Origin of the sequence: Gillisella vitis (assembly GCF_021559775.1) — a bacterium.
Lineage (GTDB): Bacteria > Pseudomonadota > Alphaproteobacteria > Rhizobiales > Rhizobiaceae > Allorhizobium > Allorhizobium ampelinum.
Genome location: NZ_CP056047.1, coordinates 1,957,030 through 1,973,844 on the forward strand (window position 1 = coordinate 1,957,030; position 16,815 = coordinate 1,973,844).

The following is a 16,815-nucleotide window of genomic DNA, read 5'->3' on the forward strand; positions in this document are numbered from 1 at the left end:
TGGCTCCTCCTGGTGTTAAACGAGCTGACGGCCCTTGGCATCGATGGCAGTTGCCACCGCATCGTCCGTCGCCTCGTCAGGCAACAGCATTTCGTTATGCGCCTTGCCCGATGGGATCATCGGGAAGCAATTGGCGAGGTTGGCCACCCGGCAGTCGAAGATCACAGGCTTCTTGACGTTGATCATCTCCAGGATCGCATCATCCAGTTGATCGGGCTTTTCGCAGCGGATGCCAACCGCGCCGTAAGCTTCGGCCAGCTTGACGAAGTCAGGCATGGCTTCGGTGTACGAGTTGGACAGCCGGTTGCCATGCAGCAATTGCTGCCACTGGCGCACCATGCCCATATACTGGTTGTTGAGAATGAAGATCTTCACCGGCGCGTTATATTGCACGGCGCAGGACATTTCCTGGATGCACATCTGGATCGAGGCATCGCCGGCGATGTCGATGACCAGGCTTTCTGGATGGGCGATCTGCACGCCAATCGCCGCCGGGAAACCATAGCCCATCGTGCCGAGACCGCCCGAGGTCATCCAGTGGTTAGGCTGTTCAAATCCGAAAAACTGGGCAGCCCACATTTGATGCTGGCCGACTTCCGTGGTGATGTAGGTATCATGGCCAAGGCTCAGCGCCGACAACCGCTCGATGGCGTATTGCGGCATGATCACGTCCTTGGACGGCGTATAGGAGAAAGACTTGCGCGCCTTCCAACCGGCAACGCTGGCCTTCCATTCCGCTGTCTGCGCTGCATCCGGCTTTTTCGCCAGCGCACGCCACTGACGCACCATGTCTTCCAGCACATGGGCGATGTCGCCGGTGATCGGAATATCGACGCGCACGGTCTTGTTGATCGAGGACGGATCGATATCGATATGGATCTTCTTGGAATTGGGCGAAAACGCATTAAGACGACCGGTGATGCGGTCATCGAACCGTGCGCCGATACAGACCATCACGTCGCAGTCATGCATGGCCATGTTGGCCTCGTAAGAGCCGTGCATGCCCAGCATGCCCAGCCAGTTCTTGCCCGATGCCGGATAGCTGCCCAGACCCATCAGGGTCGAGGTGATCGGAAAATCGGTGAGGCTCACCAGTTCGCGCAACAGCTTGGAGGCTTCCGGCCCAGAATTGACGACGCCGCCGCCCGAATAAATCACCGGACGCCGTGCGCTGGCCATCAGCTCCACGGCAGCCTGGATCGCCCTGGAGTCACCCTGCATTTTCGGCTGATAGCTGCGCTGGATCGTGTGGTTTTCCGGCGGCGTATAGGTGCCGGTGGCAAATTGCACATCCTTCGGAATATCGACGACGACAGGGCCGGGACGTCCGGTTTTGGCAATACGAAAGGCTTCGTGGATAATGCGGGCCAGATCGTTGACATCCTTGACCAGCCAATTGTGCTTGGTGCAGGGGCGGGTAATGCCAACCGTATCGCATTCCTGGAACGCATCCGAGCCGATCAGCGTGGTCGGCACCTGGCCGGACAGGCAAACCAGCGGAATGCTGTCCATCAAGGCGTCCTGAAGCGGCGTAATCGCGTTGGTGACGCCAGGACCTGAGGTGACGAGCATGACCCCGACCTTGCCGGTCGAGCGGGCATACCCTTCAGCAGCATGGCCAGCGCCCTGTTCATGACGCACGAGGATATGCTGGATCTCGTCCTGCTGGAAGATTTCATCATAGATTGGCAGGACTGAGCCGCCCGGATAGCCGAATATATGTTCGACCCCATTATCCTTCAGCGCCCTCAAAACAATTTCTGCGCCGGTCATCCTGTTGTCTGTGCCAGTCATGTCTGCTCCCGCTATTTCCCGAATGCTGCTGTTATCGTGATTTTGGCCATAAAAAAAGGCCCCTGGAAGGAGCCTGTCTGTCGCGCATGGGAGGCTATTGCCTGACGGTCACACCGTCATGCCCATGCGCGTACCCACCACGAGAAGAATGTTAAAATTGATCATGGGCAAAGTGATAGCCAGTCTGACCGCAAGCGTCAACGGCAAAAAGCCTGCAAATGCGGCAGGAGGCGCACATTTTCGAAGCATCTGCGCCGGTGTTGCCGTCAAGATGATATACCGGATCTTAACAGCAGGCGGCTACCATCGCCTGCCGGTTCCTCGCCGGACCCCGGTCCATCACAGATGAGCGCCTTTTGCAAAACCCTGATCTTCCACCTTCAGGCTCCTCCCTTTCCAGCGCATCCGCCGGACAGGATCGCCGTGACCAGATGACACCTGGCAATCGTTTTCTGGGCCGTGTCGTTGCCTGCAATGGCGCACGCGCCACAATCGCCGCCACCGCCCAGGAAGGCGGCACCGACCTGACGTCGCTGTGGTCTGTCGGGCGGCTGATTTCCATTACCGTCGGGGAAAACCGTGTCGTCGCGCTGGTCTATGCCATGCGCACCGAAACTGGCCTGTGGAGCGAAGATCGGGATAACGGCTTCATCGTCGATGTCGAGTTGATGGGCGAGGTCAGCCGGGGGCCGGATGGCAGCGAAGTCTTTACCTCAGGCATTACTCAATATCCCTATCTCGGCGCCGTTGCTCACCGCATCCGCGTCGCCGACCTGAAGCGGATCTATGATTCAAAAGAAGGCGGAAGCTGCAAGATCGGACGTTTGAGCCAGGACGATTCCATCGACGCCACGATCCACATTCCCTCCATGCTCTCCAAGCATTTCGCCGTGGTCGGCTCCACCGGCGTCGGAAAATCCACCGCCGTTTCACTATTGCTGCACAAGGCGATTGCCGCCGACCCCAAGCTGCGGGTGCTGATCCTCGATCCCCATAATGAATTTGCCGCAGCCTTTGGCAGCCAAGCCGTGGTGATCGACACCGACACGCTGGACCTGCCCTTCTGGCTGATGCGTCTCGAAGAACTGACCGAAGTGCTTTACCGGGGCAGGCCTGCCGTCGTTGAAGAACTGGATGTTTTGCGCGACCTGATCCCGGAGGCCAAACGTGCGTTTAAGGGCGCCGAAGCCGGCCTGACGCGCCGCAGCGAGCGGGCTGGTTTTACCGCCGATACACCAGTTCCCTACCGATTGTCTGACCTGCTGGCCGCCATTGACGAGCGGATCGGCAGGCTGGAGGGCCGCGACGAAAAGCCCGCCCTGCGGTCGCTGAAAATGCGGATCATGTCGGCGGTCAACGACCCGCGCTATCGCTTCATGTTCTCCAGCAACACGATCAGCGATACAATCATGGAAACCGTCGCGCATATCTTTCGCGTGCCGGGCCATGGCAAGCCGATTTCCACGTTTCAACTGGCGGGAATCCCATCGGAGATCGTCAATTCCGTCGCGTCGGTCCTCTGCCGCATGGCTTTTGAGCTGGCGCTCTGGTCGAATGGCGCGATCCATATGCTGGTGGTTTGCGAAGAAGCGCATCGCTATGTGCCGGCAGACCCCAGCCTTGGGTTTTTCCCGACCCGGCAGGCCATTGCGCGGATTGCCAAGGAAGGCCGCAAATACGGCGTCTCGCTCGGCATCATCACCCAGCGACCGGGGGAGCTGGACCAGACCATCCTGTCGCAATGCTCCACAGTCTTTGCCATGCGGCTTTCCAACGACAGCGATCAGGCCATCATCCGCAAGGCCTTGCCCGATAGCTCGATCTCCGCCACCAGCTTCATTTCCTCGATTGGCAATGGCGAAGCGATTGCCTTTGGCGAGGCGATTGCCGTGCCGATGCGCATGCGGTTTGACCGGGTAGATCAACGCCACCTCCCCAAAGCCAACGGCAGCACACTGGCACCGTCTGAAGACATGCCTGATAATATCGACCTTAGCGAAGTGATCTCACGGATGCGTGCAAGTGCTGAGCCGGATATCTCAGGCTTCCAACAGAGCTATCGCGTACCAGAGCCGGAAGCGTACAGGCCGCCCGCGCCCAATCCTGAACCGACCATCACCACCCCACTCGCCGAACCATTCCGCGCCCCGACCGCCGAGCCTCCAGAAGCACCGCGCCCGATCCTGCCCTGCCCGCCCATCGAGCCCTACCGGCCCGACATGCTACCCGGCACCGAGCTTGGCACCTCACCCGCTGCACCCCGCCCCGAACCCGCCTCCGGCTTTCGCCCTGCCAGCGCCTATGCGGGCCTGCGCAAACCGGATGCCAACACCCTCTTTGCCGCGGCCCCTTCACCCGCCGTCCCGCCAAGGCGTGACACGGGCATGAGTTTGCGCGAGAGTATCTTGAAGAAGCCGCTGGGTGGGTTGAAGGATTGAGCGATGGACGAGATCGTGCCTGTTTCTAGATCTAAACAGAACTCAACGGCCCGTAAAATTCCGGGAGCTACATTAATTTTATGCGCAGTGTTTCTAATCGTGTTCATGCTGCAAACGGAATGGGCGTTCAACCCTCAAGACAAGGCAGGCTTCGACTTACAAACACTGGTCGCGTTCGGAGCTGCATCAAGAAACCTTGTCTTTTCAGGCGATTGGTTTCGGTTGTTGTCCGCGAACTTCGTCACTGAGTCAGCCATTCAACTGCTTCTCAATCTACCGTTCCTGATCTTCGCCGGGATGTCGCTAGAAAGACATTTTGGCTCCGTATGCTTCCTGGCGATTTTCTTCGGGGGCTGCATTGTCGGCACATCCTTTTCCGTGCTCTTCAGCAATCCTGGAATTATTCACTTCGGCCCGATTGGCGGACTGACGGCAATCCTAATAGCAAGAACCATTTCAGTGCCGCAAACACCCGGCTCCCCGTCCAGAGGGAAGCTATATCGGCAAGCTGCCGCACATGGACGGATGTTTTTCACAATCGGCCTTCCTCTTATTTATTTAAAGACAAACCCGGCGTCGTATTTCGGCAATATCATGGGTGGGGTCTGTATCGGACTAGCCTGCGGCATCATTCTGCGGTGCAAATGGCACATCAAATACGCGGCGCGCGTCAGGAAAGCAGCATCGACGCTGGTCTTTGCAAATGCGGCGATGGCGACTTATGCCATATACGCGGTTAACGCCGGATTTGGAGATTACGGATATCTACACAGTGTAGCCCCTGCCCAGGAAACCAGGCGGTTAATTGCAGACGCCCAAACAGGCGGCACCCTTTATATAAAATCCTATCCTCTCGATCCGATCGGCTATGCCCTTATCGCCGATCATGCTCTTGGCGAACACGATTATCCGGCGGCTGAAAAATACGCCAGGAAGGGCTTATCTATCGTTCAGCAGATCAACAGACCCGAATTGCAGTCAACGAAGATGACGATACTCGCCGAACTCGCCCTGAGTTTGCGCGGAGAGAACGAAATGGATGCGGCCAAGGAACAGGCGAAGACGCCGTGTTCTGGATGGACGAAGATTGCAAGGACGCTGCGAAAAGATGGCTTGTGTGGCTAGCAATCGCCTGATTTTAAACATGTCAGGCAGGCTATTACAGCATCTATTTCATATGTTTTCACCCCGCTTCACGGCATCGGCCAGCACGCTCAAATGCCGCTCTATCAGCGTCAGAAAAGCAATAGTGCCACAGACCAGGGCGGCCACCAGAATACCGCCTAAACCGCCAAGCACCGCGCCGGGAATGGACAATTCACCGGTATAATACATGCCGCGCGTGGCGCCGGATGCAGCGGCGATGGTGATAATCAGCAGAGCAAACAGGATGTTGAGGGCGGACAGGGTTCTGGCGAGAAAGTGGTTCATGGGAACTCCGTGATCGATTGTTTCGCAACAATGAAATCACGGTTCAACACACCGAACAAGATTCGGATGTGACCGCAGGTCACCTCAGCCTGAACGGCTGGCAGCAGGATCGACCCTCTCCCAACTCTCATCCATCTGATTGCGAAACCAGGTCATCTGGCGTTTTGCATATTGGCGCGTGGCGGCGGAGGCCTTTTCGATGACGTCCGCGCGGCTCATCTCACCCTTCAGCATAGCGGCGATCTGGGAGACGCCGATGGCCTTCATGGCGGGCATGTCCGGGGAAATGTTCTGCGCCAGCAGTGCCTCGACCTCTTCCACCGCGCCCTCATCCATCATCATTGCAAAGCGGCGGTTGATGCGGTCGTGCAGCAGTTTGCGATCCGGCAGGACGACCAGTTTCTTCGCCCGGCTCGGATCAACGATCATTGGGCCGGAGCGGGTTTGAAAGACGGAAATCGACTGGCCAGTGACCTCTAGCACCTCCAGCGCCCGGATGATCCGCTGGCCGTCGCGCGGGTCGAGCCTTGCCGCAACGGCAGGATCACGCAGAGTCAGGTCGCTATGCAGACTTTCCGCTCCTTCCAATTTTTCACGCTGGCGCAGGGCCGCACGCAAGGCCTCGGGTATGACAGGCATGTCGGACAGGCCACCGGTCAGCGCCTTGAAATACAGCCCCGTGCCGCCAACGATCACCGGCAACCGGTTTTGTGCCCGCAGGTCTTGCAACAGCACGGTGACGTCGCGCAGCCAGTCGCCGGTCGAATAGGTGGCTCCCGCCGCCACATGGCCGTAGAGGCGATGCGCCACGCCCTGCATATCTTCTTGGCTTGGGCGCGCAGTCACCACACGCAGCGTGTCATAGACCTGCATGCTGTCGGCATTGATCACCACGCCACCCACCTCAGCCGCAAGCCTCAGCGCCAACGCGGACTTGCCGCTGGCGGTCGGTCCGGTTATCAGGATGGCATCAAAATTGTCATCAAGGTTGTTCATCATGGCTTTCGTTGCCACGCTTATTGCCAATCCGTCAAATCCTGTTCTGACCCCGGCCCTTGCCGAGCAAGCCGCAGCCGCGGTTTCTGCCTCCGGCCTCTATTGGCTGGCGGATGGTGTAGCCTGCGACATCGCGCTGAAGGATGGCAGCGATCTTAACGTTACGGAACAGACCTTACGCAAGGTGATAGAAGGTCACCCCATTGATCTCGCCATCCAACAGGCCGATACGCGCCGCAAGGCCTTCCTGATTGCCGATATGGATTCGACCATGATCGGCCAGGAATGCATTGATGAACTGGCCGCCGAAGTCGGTTTGAAAGACCAGGTCTCGCAGATCACCGCCCGCGCCATGAATGGCGAAATCGCCTTCGAACCGGCGCTGCGCGAGCGTGTCGCTCTCCTGAAAGGCCTGCCCATCACCGTCGTGGACGAAGTGATCGCCAAGCGGATCACGCTCACCCCCGGCGGGCTGGAACTGATCGCCACCATGAAGGCCAAGGGCTATTATACCGCGCTGGTCTCCGGCGGATTTACCGTCTTCACCTCAAAAATTGCAGCCACCCTGGGCTTTGACGAAAACCGTGCCAATATCCTGCTGGAACAAGATGGTCTGCTGACCGGCGAAGTGGCTGAACCAATCCTCGGCAAGCAAGCCAAGGTGGATGCGTTGCAGGACATTGTCAGTCGTCTCGGGGTTTCACCAGAAGATGCGATAGCCGTCGGCGACGGCGCCAATGATCTCGGCATGCTCGGTGTCGCCGGCTCGGGCGTCGCGCTGCATGCCAAGCCCACAGTCGCGGCTCAGGCGAAAATTCGCATTGACCATGGTGATTTGACGGCATTGCTTTATCTTCAGGGCTACCGCAAGACCGATTTCATGACTCCATGAGTTGAGCCGATGATTATTCTCGAAACCGACCGGCTACTATTGCGCCGATGGAAGGATAGCGACCGCAATCTGTTTCGGGAAATCAATGCCGACCCGAAGGTCATGCAGTTCTTCCCTTTTCGCCGCACCTATGAAGAAGCGGACCTGATGATGGACCGCGTCAACAGGCTGATCGATGAGACCGGCCTGTGCTTTTACGCGGTAGAACTGAAGGAAACCGAAGAGCCCATCGGCTTTTGCGGATTGTCGGACGCGATGATGCCGGACATCCTGACGGAAGGCACAATAGAAATCGGCTGGCGGCTCGCCACCCGCTTCTGGGGCCATGGCTATGCCACGGAAGCGGCACGCGGTCTTCTCGGTTACGGTTTCAAAGCCAAAGGCTTGAACGAAATCGTATCTTTTGCGGTCGCAACCAATCACCGCTCCACCGCCGTCATGCAGCGGCTCGGCATGATCCGTGACCTGAACGGCGATTTCGACCACCCGCGTGTCCCCGACACCCATCCGCACCTGAAACCACATGTGCTTTACCGGATGACAAAACAGCTTTGGGCGTCCCAACACATCACTTGAAGTAGCGGATTCAAGCTCTGAACCCGCTGCCATAAACCGCTGAATCGACTCTCAAAAATACCCTATTCCAGCGGCACGGCCACGAAACGCAGGTCGCCCTGCGGGGTTGCCACCATCAGGTGAATGGCACGGCGGCCATCGGATTTCAGCTTGTCGATCTTCTCCGCCAAGGCTTCTGGCGTGGCGACGAATTCCTGCGCCACTTCCACGATCACTTCACCGGTTTTCAAGCCCTTCTGGTCAGCGGCGGAGCCCTGCTGCACATCTGTTATCAGCAAACCCTCGACGCTCTTGGCAATCGAATTGGCGGCCCGCTTCTCATCATCCAGCGCCTCGACACTCATGCCAAGCACCATGCCGCTGGCAGCTTCATCCGTGTCCTCGCTATCGCTGGCCTTCGGATCGGCCTGTTCACTGTCCTTGGCTTCCGTCGCCTTGTCGTCAGGCAATTGCGCCAGCTTCACTTTCAGTGTTTCCCGCTTGCCATCACGAAACACCACGACATCGATATCCTGATTGATCGGGCTTTCGGCCACCGTGCGAACCAGATCGCGGCTTTCGGCAATATCCTTGCCGCCGAAGGAAATAATCACGTCTCCGGTTTTAAGCGGCCCCTTGGCCACTGGACCGTCTTCAATAATGCTGCTGACCAGCGCACCCCGGCCCAATTTGATCCCTGCCGACTTGGCGAGATCATCCGGTACCGGCTGAATACGCACGCCCAGCCAGCCGCGCCGCGTCTCGCCAAAGTCGCGGAGCTGCTTGATGACATTTTCGGCCAGTTCCGACGGCACGGCAAAGCCAATACCGATCGAGCCGCCACTCGGCGAAATGATCGCGGTATTGATACCAATCACCTCGCCTCGCATGTTGAACAACGGGCCACCGGAATTGCCTTTGTTGATCGCCGCATCGGTCTGGATGAAATTGTCGTAGGGTCCGGCATTGATATTTCGGCCCCGGGCCGAAACGATGCCGAGCGTCACCGAACCGCCAAGCCCGAAGGGATTGCCGATCGCCATCACCCAGTCGCCGATCCGCATCACTTTCGAATCGCCGAATTTGACCGCTGTCAGCGGTTCCGTTGGTTCAACCTTCAATAGCGAAAGATCGGTCTTGGTGTCGGTGCCGATCAGCTTGGCCTGCAATTTCGAACCGTCGGAGAAAATCACTTCGATATCATCGGCATTTTCGATGACATGGTTGTTGGTGACGATGTAACCAGCGGGATCGATAACAAAACCGGAGCCGAGCGAATTGACCTTATGGTTGCTGCCTTTGCCCTCACGATTCTTGTAGAAATCTTCAAACAGATCCTCAAAGGGCGACCCTTTCGGCACCTGTGGCAGCGGCGCTGCATCGTCATCATCGACATTCTGCGACGTCGCGATGTTGACCACCGCACCGAGAAGTCCCTCGGCCAGATCAGCCACGGGTGCGGGGCCACCCTGCGCGGGTCCAGGCGTTGCGGACGCGCCAGAGGCTGGCGGCGGCGGTGGAACCGGGGCTGCGGTCTTGACCTGGCCGAAGGCAGCCGTGCTCGTGGCCGCAGGCCCAAAGCTGACCATGCCCCCGACAACAAGAGAGGTCAGAAGGCGGGTGGCCGGTCCGCAACACTTGATCATAAGCTTCCTCATCGTGAGTTTCATTCCTGCTCGCATCCGACCGATCATAGGACGCATGGCTACAAACCGAAACCGCCTTGCCGGGTTTGTTCACGCTATCTTGAGTATAGGGCGGCGTCATGGCGCGGAGTACCGCTTTATACCAAGCCCCGAAAATGCTCAGGCATCGTCGTTTCGAAGGATTTCGACAATCTCAAATGCAGAAAACGCCTGAGATTTTTGAAAACGGACTACGAAAAAAAGGGGCCGGAATGACCCGGCCCCTTTTGGCTTTAAATATGTGACGATCAGTTGGCAGCAGGTGCTGCGGGCGCTGCCGCCCCAGTGCCAGCCTGCGAACGGAAGAACTTGAAGAATTCCGAATTCGGCGACAGCACCATGGATGTGCCGGTCGTGCCGAGCGATGCCTCATAGGCTGCCATCGAACGGTAGAACTCGAAGAAGGATGGATCGCGCTGATAGGCATCCGCAAACACCCGGTTTCGTTCAGCATCACCCTGACCGCGCAGGATTTCCGAATCGCGCTGCGCATCGGCCTGCAACTCGACAACCTGACGGTCGGCGATGGCCCGGCGACGCTGGCCCTCTTCATTACCACGAGCCCGGATCAGTTCGGCTTCGGCCAGACGCTCGGAACGCATCCGGGCATAGGTCTGTTGCGAAATCTCCTGGGTCAAGTCGGTGCGGCGAATGCGCACGTCCTCAATGGTAATACCAAGGTTTTCCGCATCCGATTTCAGATCGTCGGCAACCTCCTGCATCATCTGCGAACGGGCATCCGACAGGGCGGCCTCGAAGCCGCGCAAACCGTAGACCCGACGCAAGGATGCATCGAGACGGGTGCGAAGCCGCGCTTCCGCCAGGTCACGATCACCACCGGAAACGATCCCGATAAAACGGCGGGCATCGGTGATCTTGTAGATCAGGAAGGCATCGACCTCATAGAACTTGCCGCCGGAAACCTGGACACGGATATTGTCGAGATCAAACCGCAGGGACTGATCGGAAATGATCTGCACCTTGTCGGCGCCGGCAAAGGCGAAGGGCATTTTAAAGTAAAGGCCAGGCTCGCTATAGACCGCCTTGATCTGGCCGAAGCGCACGACGACGGCCTGCTGGCGCTGGTTGATGACGAAAACCGAAGAGTAGATCAGCAGAAGCACGATGGCTAAGCCGATCAGCACGGCAGGAAGACGATTGGTCATCTTACTTGCCTCCCTGTGCTGGCTGGCTGCCCATGCGGCCGATTTCGTTCAACGGCAGATAGGGAACGACACCCTGGCCCTGCTCATCGACGATCACCTTGTTGGATTTCTTCAGGACCTGCTCCATGGTTTCAATGTAAAGCCGCGTGCGGGTCACGTCCGGCGCCTTGGTGTACTGGTCGTAGATCGAGATAAAGCGCTGTGCCTCACCCTCGGCTTCCTTCACGACGCGATCCTTGTAGGCAGCAGCCTCTTCCCGCATCTGCGCGGACTGGCCACGGGCCTGACCAAGCTTCTGGTTGGAATATTGGTTGGCTTCCTCGACGAACCGATCTTCGTCCTGCTCGGCACGCTGCACTTCATCGAATGCATCAGCGACTTCGCGCGGCGGCGCCGCATCCTCGATAGCCACCGAATTGATGGAAATGCCGGACCCGTAGTTGTCCATCGTGCCCTGGATGATGTTGCGCACGTCGACAGAGATAGACTGACGGGCATCACGGAAAATTTCCTGGGCCGGGCGACGTCCGACGACTTCGCGCATGGCGCTCTCCGCCACCTGCTGCAAGGTCTGCGGCGGGCTTTCGAGATTGAACAGATAGGCCTTCGGATCGCTGACCGTGTACAACACGGAAAACTGCACGTTGACGATATTCTGGTCGCCGGTCAGCATCAGGCCAGCCGTGGAATTGGATGCCACCTTGGCACCGATGTTCTGTTGCTGCTCGGTCACCTTGACCTTCTCCACCGTTTCAAACGGCCAGAGATGGAAATGCAGACCGGGGGCGGAAATTTCGTCCTTCGGCTTGCCGAAACGCATTTCCACGCCACGCTCATCCGGCTGCACGGTATAGACCGCCTGGGTCAACCAGAGACCGGCCACGGCGAGCACGACGATCAGGCCCATGCCTCCGCCCAGACCACCGGGAACCAGGTTCTTGAACTGATCCTGCCCGCGCTTGATGATGTCTTCCAGATCCGGCGGCTGTTTGCCACCGCCGCCACCGCCATTGCCGCGAGGCCGATTCGGTCCCTGCCCCCACGGTCCTCCATTGTTATTATTACCACCGCCGCCGCCCCACGGGCCGCCGCCGTTCTGATTACTCCAAGGCATCAAAACCTCTTTTTCTGAGAATGCTCCCAACAGCGCCATGGAGCTCGTAAACCCGGCACGACGCTGCAAAACCTCTAGTCTCCTGCACAATCCACGATAAAGACTATTTCAGTCCATAACTGTTGTGCAAAGGCCCGCAACGGCGCCGTCAAAAAGGCATCCACCCGGATTAATCCCGTTATAGGGATCGCGGCGACGCCTTTCAACGAAAAGGCCCTAACTTCTTCGATTTCTATGGAAATAAACGGTTACAACGCCGCTTTTCGCCGATAGATCGCGTAGCGCGTGGCGAAACTGTCGCGTTCACCGGCTGGCACGGCCTCTTCATGCAGTTTTTCAAACTGTGACGGATCGATTGCCGGAAAAACTGTGTCGCCGTCGGCAATCTCCGTCTCCACATGGGTGACATGCAGGATATCTGCCAGCGGCAAAGCCTGCCGGTAAATTTCGCCACCGCCAATCACGCAGATCTCCTTGACCCCCAAATCTTCGGCAATCTGCCCTGCCCGCTCAAGCCCCGCCTCAAGGCTACGCACGGTTTCCACCGAGGGCATGGCGATATCGGCGTGGCGGCTGACAATCACATGCGGGCGGCCGGGAAGCGGCCGGGACCCGAAACTCTCGAAGGTCTTGCGGCCCATCACCAGCGGCTTGCCAAGCGTCAGCGCCTTGAACCGCTTGAGATCGGTGCTCAGCTTCCAGGGCATATCGCCATTGCGACCGATCACGCCGTTGTTTGAGACGGCAACAACAATGGAGATTTTCGGCATGATCTGCTCTCTTCATTTACCGAGCGGAGTGGTGTCACAAGCCACCGTAAACGTCCATGAAAAAAGCCGCCGTCAACACGACGGCGGCCCGAAATACATCCCTTGCAGGCAAACTATTCCTTACGCATCGCGGCATCGACGCTGAGCGGGCCGGGGCCGGCAAAGACGATATAGAAAAATACGAAGCAGAACAGGATAGCCGGCTCGCCGTGATTGTTCATCGGGTAGAAGCCCATCTGGGCATGAACAAGGAAATAGGCAAAGGCGCACATGCCGGACGCGATGAAGGCGGCTGGGCGGGTAAACAGGCCGATGGTGATCAGCGCGCCGCCAACCAGTTCGATGCAACCGGCAATCCAGGGCAGAGACATCACAGCCGGGTTCATATCAGAGGGCGGGAAGCCCAGAAGCTTGCTCATGCCATGTTCAAGAAACAGCAGGCCCGCAATAATACGCAGAATGCTGAGGACGGTCGGAGCCCAAGGGCTCAGTCGAGTGAAGATCATGAAACCTAAACCTTTTTAGGAAGAAACGATGTGAGACCGAAACCACAGCTGCGGCATTCTGTCACTGAAATTCTTGATAACGTTGTCGTGACCAACACCGAAAAACTGTATTACACGGCAATCGGCGCCTTGATGACAGGATCGGCACTATAATTTTCCAGGCTGAAGTCCTCGAAGGCAAAGCCGAAAACATCCATCACATCCGGATTGATCCGCATCAGCGGCAAGGGTTTCGGCTGCCGGCTCAATTGTAAGCGCGCCTGCTCGAAGTGATTGGCGTAGAGATGCGCATCCCCCAGCGTATGAATGAAATCGCCGGCTTTCAGCCCCGTCACCTGCGCCACCATCATGGTCAGCAGCGCATAGGAAGCGATATTGAAGGGGACGCCGAGGAAAATATCAGCGGAGCGCTGGTAGAGCTGGCACGAGAGCTTGCCATCGGCCACATAGAACTGGAATAGGCAATGGCAGGGCGGCAGCGCCATCTCGTCCACCTCGGCCGGGTTCCAGGCCGAGACGATATGGCGACGGGAATTGGGGTTGGTCTTGATGCTCTCAACGAGATTGGCGATCTGGTCGATATGGCCACCGCCGGGCTTTGGCCAGGAGCGCCACTGCGCACCATAGACCGGTCCGAGATCACCGTTTTCATCGGCCCACTCGTCCCAGATGGAAACGCCATTTTCCTTCAGATAGGCAATATTGGTATCGCCCTTCAAAAACCACAGGAGTTCATGGATGATCGAGCGCAGATGCAGCTTCTTGGTGGTCAGGGCCGGAAAGCCCTGCGCGAGGTCAAACCGCATCTGATAACCAAAGACCGAGCGCGTGCCGGTGCCGGTGCGATCGCCACGGTCGGAGCCGTTTTCCATCACATGCTGCAGGAGATCGAGATATTGCTTCATGGTCGGTGCCTGCCGTTTGTCGTTTGAAACAAGCTTTACCTCCGAAACCCGTGCCAACGGAAGTCGAAACAGCATCAAACACCGTCATATCCCAGCATTTCCAAGGGTATTATCCGCATTTGTCACGAACCCGTTAAATTCAGGTGATGCCGGTCTTTTCATCCGTGCGGAAAACACCTATATCCCCCTTGCCGGTGCTTGCATCGGCTATGGCAATAAACGGTCGGTGAAATAAACCTATTGGACCCGGGGGCGGTACCCGGCGCCTCCACCAAAAACCGGTCGGTCTTTGTGACCGGCTTTTGATGGGGGCGAAATAGGATCGACAAGGGCGTAAAGATCGAACTTTTGCTCGGCATGATACCACCGTCATCGGGTCACAAGTGTAGTTGCAAATGACAACAACGCTCAGGGTTACGCTGTCGCTGCTTAATCGCGGTGCCAGAAACCCAAACTAAGTCCTTACGGGTAGCACCGTAAGGCGGGGTTCGGAGGTACCTGGCAACAGAAACCTCCACTTTCTCCCTCCTTTCATATCCCTTGCCCTTCAATATTCTTTGTTTGGCCACAACAAGATGCCGTGCCTGTATGCTGGATGGCTTGCCATCTGATGGCACCTTGCGCATCCAGCCACCGTCGCGTCTTCCCCTGGCCGTACCCTCGCCCCTACCCTCGCCCTTGAGTTTGATTTATAGTGATATAGATAGAAGCGGAATCGGGCTTTGCGCCAACGCCTTGCATGGCTTATAAACAACAGACACGCGCATCATCCGTGATGCACATGACCGGACGCAGAAGAAAGACAGGACCATATGGGGCAGGACCACATCCGTTACGATATTCTGGCTCAGGACGCACTGCGCGGCGTTATCCGCAAGGTGCTGACCGAAGTTGCCGCAACGGGCCGGCTGCCGGGCGAACATCATTTTTTCATCACCTTCCTGACGGGCGCTCCGGGTGTGCGCATCTCCCAGCACCTCAAGGCCAAATATGCTGAGCAGATGACCATCGTCATCCAGCACCAGTTCTGGGACCTGAAGGTCACCGATAGCCTGTTCGAAGTCGGCCTGTCCTTCTCCGACACGCCGGAAAAACTGGTCATTCCTTTCAACGCCATTCGCGGCTTCTACGATCCTTCGGTGAATTTCGAACTGGAATTCGATGTGCCGCAGGTGGAAGAAGACGAAACCTCCGCCGAAATCACCGCCTATCCGCTGGCCGCCGAATCGGAAAAATCCGAGGATGGCGCTGCCGACAAGCCGGAAGGCGAAAAGAAGGAAGGCTCTGTCGTCTCCCTGGATGCGTTTCGAAAGAAGCAGTAAGGCGGGGCAGCCAAGGAAAGCAGCGCATGTCGGGCGAAGTCGTTAATCTGCGTCAGGTCAGGAAAGCCAAAGCGCGCACCGAAAAGGAAAAGATCGCGGATCAGAACCGCGTGAGTTTCGGGCGAAGCAAGGCTGAGAAAAACCTGACCCGCGCACTGAACGACAAGGCCCGCGCTGCTCTCGACAATTCAAAGCTTGAACCGAAGCTGACCAGTCCTGCGCCCGACGAACAGGGCTGAAAGCGACGTTTGTTTCTATTGCTCCTGTCAGCACTGTCCATGCCAGCATTGGCCAAGCCAGGATTCGGACATGCCAAACCATTTGCTTGTCTTATGATGTCCCTTGAATGGCGCACTCTATGCCGCTGATCCGCAAACATTCTATTTCCCTCCATGGCCATCGCACCAGTTTTTCTCTGGAAGATGCCTTCTGGCAGGAAATTCGGGCGATTGCAGAAAGCCGCAATGTTGCGATTGCTGCATTGATTGCCGATATTGACAGCAAACGCCCGGCTGATTGCAATCTCTCCTCAGCGCTGCGGCTCTATGTGCTGGAATGGCTCAAACAGTCGGGTTCCGATTCGCATTGAAATGCGCTTGCCCGTAAATGGGCCAGTGATTCGGCAATCGATTCGCCAACCCGACAATTTGGGCATTTTATATGCCCACCAAGAGGCCTTGTCGTATTCCAGTTTACTGCCTGCTTAGCCAAGCAGATCCGTTTCAGGGGTGCATGAAGTAAAGTTATGTTAATCCGACCGACATCTCCGGGCAAAGGTTATGTTGAATAACGTTTCATTAGGAAACGACTATTATGGTCGGGCTGCGCTGAAAGCTGCAGGACGCCCGGGAATGGTGCAGAATTTCTCCACCCGACACGCCCCCTCCAACAGCGCCAACTTCATTTGAAAAGGATTTCAAATATGACAAGCGCAGTTTCTTCCCAGATGTCCATGCCGATGATGCCGCCAATGGGCCGCATGCAGAAGCCAAGCGAAGAGCAGACCACCACAGATGCAACAGCATCGACCAGCACTACCACCACAGCGTCCGCCAGCACTTCTTCCGAGACATCGTCGTCCGCCGAAGGTTCCGCACCTGAGGGTTTCGAAGGCTTTGAAGGCAAGTTCCCGAATTTCGGTGGCGGCAATATGGGTGGCGGCGCCATGCCTCCGTTTGGCCAGCGCGAAGCCTTTCTCTGAGTTTTACTGATCGATCTCTATCGATTTGCAGCACCGCTCT

General features: G+C 57.4%; 17 protein-coding genes and 1 other RNA gene. 9 read left to right on the forward strand and 9 right to left on the reverse strand.

Annotated elements, in window-relative coordinates; genetic code table 11:
• Window positions 1-15 precede the first annotated feature (15 nt).
• Window positions 16-1,794 carry an acetolactate synthase 3 large subunit gene (locus AVCG78_RS09290; RefSeq protein WP_081355388.1) on the reverse strand — a complete coding sequence of 593 codons (1,779 nt, stop codon included), beginning with the start codon at window positions 1,792-1,794 and terminating at the stop codon, window positions 16-18.
• A gap of 356 nt (window positions 1,795-2,150) precedes the next feature.
• On the opposite strand from AVCG78_RS09290, the gene AVCG78_RS09295 reads away from it, so the two are divergent.
• Both AVCG78_RS09295 and AVCG78_RS09300 read left to right on the forward strand, forming a co-directional pair.
• Complete coding sequence (locus tag AVCG78_RS09295; RefSeq protein ID WP_409065461.1) at window positions 2,151-4,232, forward strand: ATP-binding protein; 2,082 nt, start codon at window positions 2,151-2,153, stop codon at window positions 4,230-4,232.
• A gap of 3 nt (window positions 4,233-4,235) precedes the next feature.
• Complete coding sequence (locus tag AVCG78_RS09300; RefSeq protein ID WP_071206598.1) at window positions 4,236-5,357, forward strand: rhomboid family intramembrane serine protease; 1,122 nt, start codon at window positions 4,236-4,238, stop codon at window positions 5,355-5,357.
• A 48-nt stretch (window positions 5,358-5,405) separates the two neighbouring features.
• Here AVCG78_RS09300 and AVCG78_RS09305 read toward each other — a convergent pair whose 3' ends face one another.
• Entirely contained in the window at window positions 5,406-5,663 is a 258-nt protein-coding gene (locus AVCG78_RS09305) for a hypothetical protein (protein WP_071206596.1), read from the reverse strand.
• 84 nt (window positions 5,664-5,747) lie between these two features.
• Complete coding sequence (miaA, locus tag AVCG78_RS09310) at window positions 5,748-6,662, reverse strand: tRNA (adenosine(37)-N6)-dimethylallyltransferase MiaA (RefSeq protein WP_071206594.1); 915 nt, start codon at window positions 6,660-6,662, stop codon at window positions 5,748-5,750.
• On the opposite strand from miaA, the gene serB reads away from it, so the two are divergent.
• Window positions 6,661-7,551: a phosphoserine phosphatase SerB gene (gene serB / locus AVCG78_RS09315; RefSeq protein ID WP_071206592.1), complete on the forward strand. Its 891-nt coding sequence runs from the start codon at window positions 6,661-6,663 to the stop codon at window positions 7,549-7,551. The genes miaA and serB overlap by 2 nt on opposite strands.
• 9 nt (window positions 7,552-7,560) lie before the next feature.
• Complete coding sequence (locus AVCG78_RS09320; RefSeq protein ID WP_071206590.1) at window positions 7,561-8,127, forward strand: GNAT family N-acetyltransferase; 567 nt, start codon at window positions 7,561-7,563, stop codon at window positions 8,125-8,127.
• Between the two features lie 62 nt (window positions 8,128-8,189).
• On the opposite strand, the gene AVCG78_RS09325 is transcribed toward AVCG78_RS09320, so the two are convergent.
• From AVCG78_RS09325 to AVCG78_RS09350, 6 genes are all read right to left on the reverse strand, one after another.
• A complete protein-coding gene (locus tag AVCG78_RS09325) occupies window positions 8,190-9,752 on the reverse strand; it encodes a Do family serine endopeptidase (RefSeq protein WP_234617740.1) in 1,563 nt (520 codons plus the stop codon).
• 287 nt (window positions 9,753-10,039) lie between these two features.
• Window positions 10,040-10,957, reverse strand: a complete 918-nt coding sequence (gene hflC / locus AVCG78_RS09330) for a protease modulator HflC (protein ID WP_071206586.1) — start codon at window positions 10,955-10,957, stop codon at window positions 10,040-10,042.
• Window position 10,958: 1 nt separating this feature from the next.
• Entirely contained in the window at window positions 10,959-12,071 is a 1,113-nt protein-coding gene (hflK, locus tag AVCG78_RS09335; protein ID WP_041698081.1) for an FtsH protease activity modulator HflK, read from the reverse strand.
• Between the two features lie 248 nt (window positions 12,072-12,319).
• Window positions 12,320-12,841, reverse strand: a complete 522-nt coding sequence (locus AVCG78_RS09340) for a dihydrofolate reductase (RefSeq protein WP_071206584.1) — start codon at window positions 12,839-12,841, stop codon at window positions 12,320-12,322.
• Between the two features lie 113 nt (window positions 12,842-12,954).
• Window positions 12,955-13,347 carry a DoxX family protein gene (locus AVCG78_RS09345; protein ID WP_015916452.1) on the reverse strand — a complete coding sequence of 131 codons (393 nt, stop codon included), beginning with the start codon at window positions 13,345-13,347 and terminating at the stop codon, window positions 12,955-12,957.
• Between the two features lie 110 nt (window positions 13,348-13,457).
• Entirely contained in the window at window positions 13,458-14,252 is a 795-nt protein-coding gene (locus AVCG78_RS09350; RefSeq protein ID WP_071206618.1) for a thymidylate synthase, read from the reverse strand.
• A gap of 151 nt (window positions 14,253-14,403) precedes the next feature.
• On the opposite strand from AVCG78_RS09350, the gene ssrA reads away from it, so the two are divergent.
• The 5 genes from ssrA to AVCG78_RS09375 all read left to right on the forward strand — a co-directional run bounded on the left by ssrA (window position 14,404) and on the right by AVCG78_RS09375 (window position 16,775).
• Window positions 14,404-14,771: a transfer-messenger RNA gene (ssrA, locus tag AVCG78_RS09355) on the forward strand.
• A gap of 293 nt (window positions 14,772-15,064) precedes the next feature.
• A complete protein-coding gene (locus AVCG78_RS09360) occupies window positions 15,065-15,574 on the forward strand; it encodes an SspB family protein (protein WP_060717931.1) in 510 nt (169 codons plus the stop codon).
• Between the two features lie 26 nt (window positions 15,575-15,600).
• On the forward strand, window positions 15,601-15,813 hold the full coding sequence (locus AVCG78_RS09365) for a DUF4169 family protein (protein ID WP_071206582.1): 213 nt from the start codon (window positions 15,601-15,603) through the stop codon (window positions 15,811-15,813).
• Window positions 15,814-15,938: 125 nt separating this feature from the next.
• Window positions 15,939-16,163, forward strand: coding sequence for a ribbon-helix-helix domain-containing protein (locus AVCG78_RS09370; protein ID WP_071206616.1), 225 nt, complete (start codon window positions 15,939-15,941; stop codon window positions 16,161-16,163).
• A 333-nt stretch (window positions 16,164-16,496) separates the two neighbouring features.
• On the forward strand, window positions 16,497-16,775 hold the full coding sequence (locus tag AVCG78_RS09375; RefSeq protein WP_015916457.1) for a hypothetical protein: 279 nt from the start codon (window positions 16,497-16,499) through the stop codon (window positions 16,773-16,775).
• The last annotated feature ends 40 nt before the right edge of the window (window positions 16,776-16,815 follow it).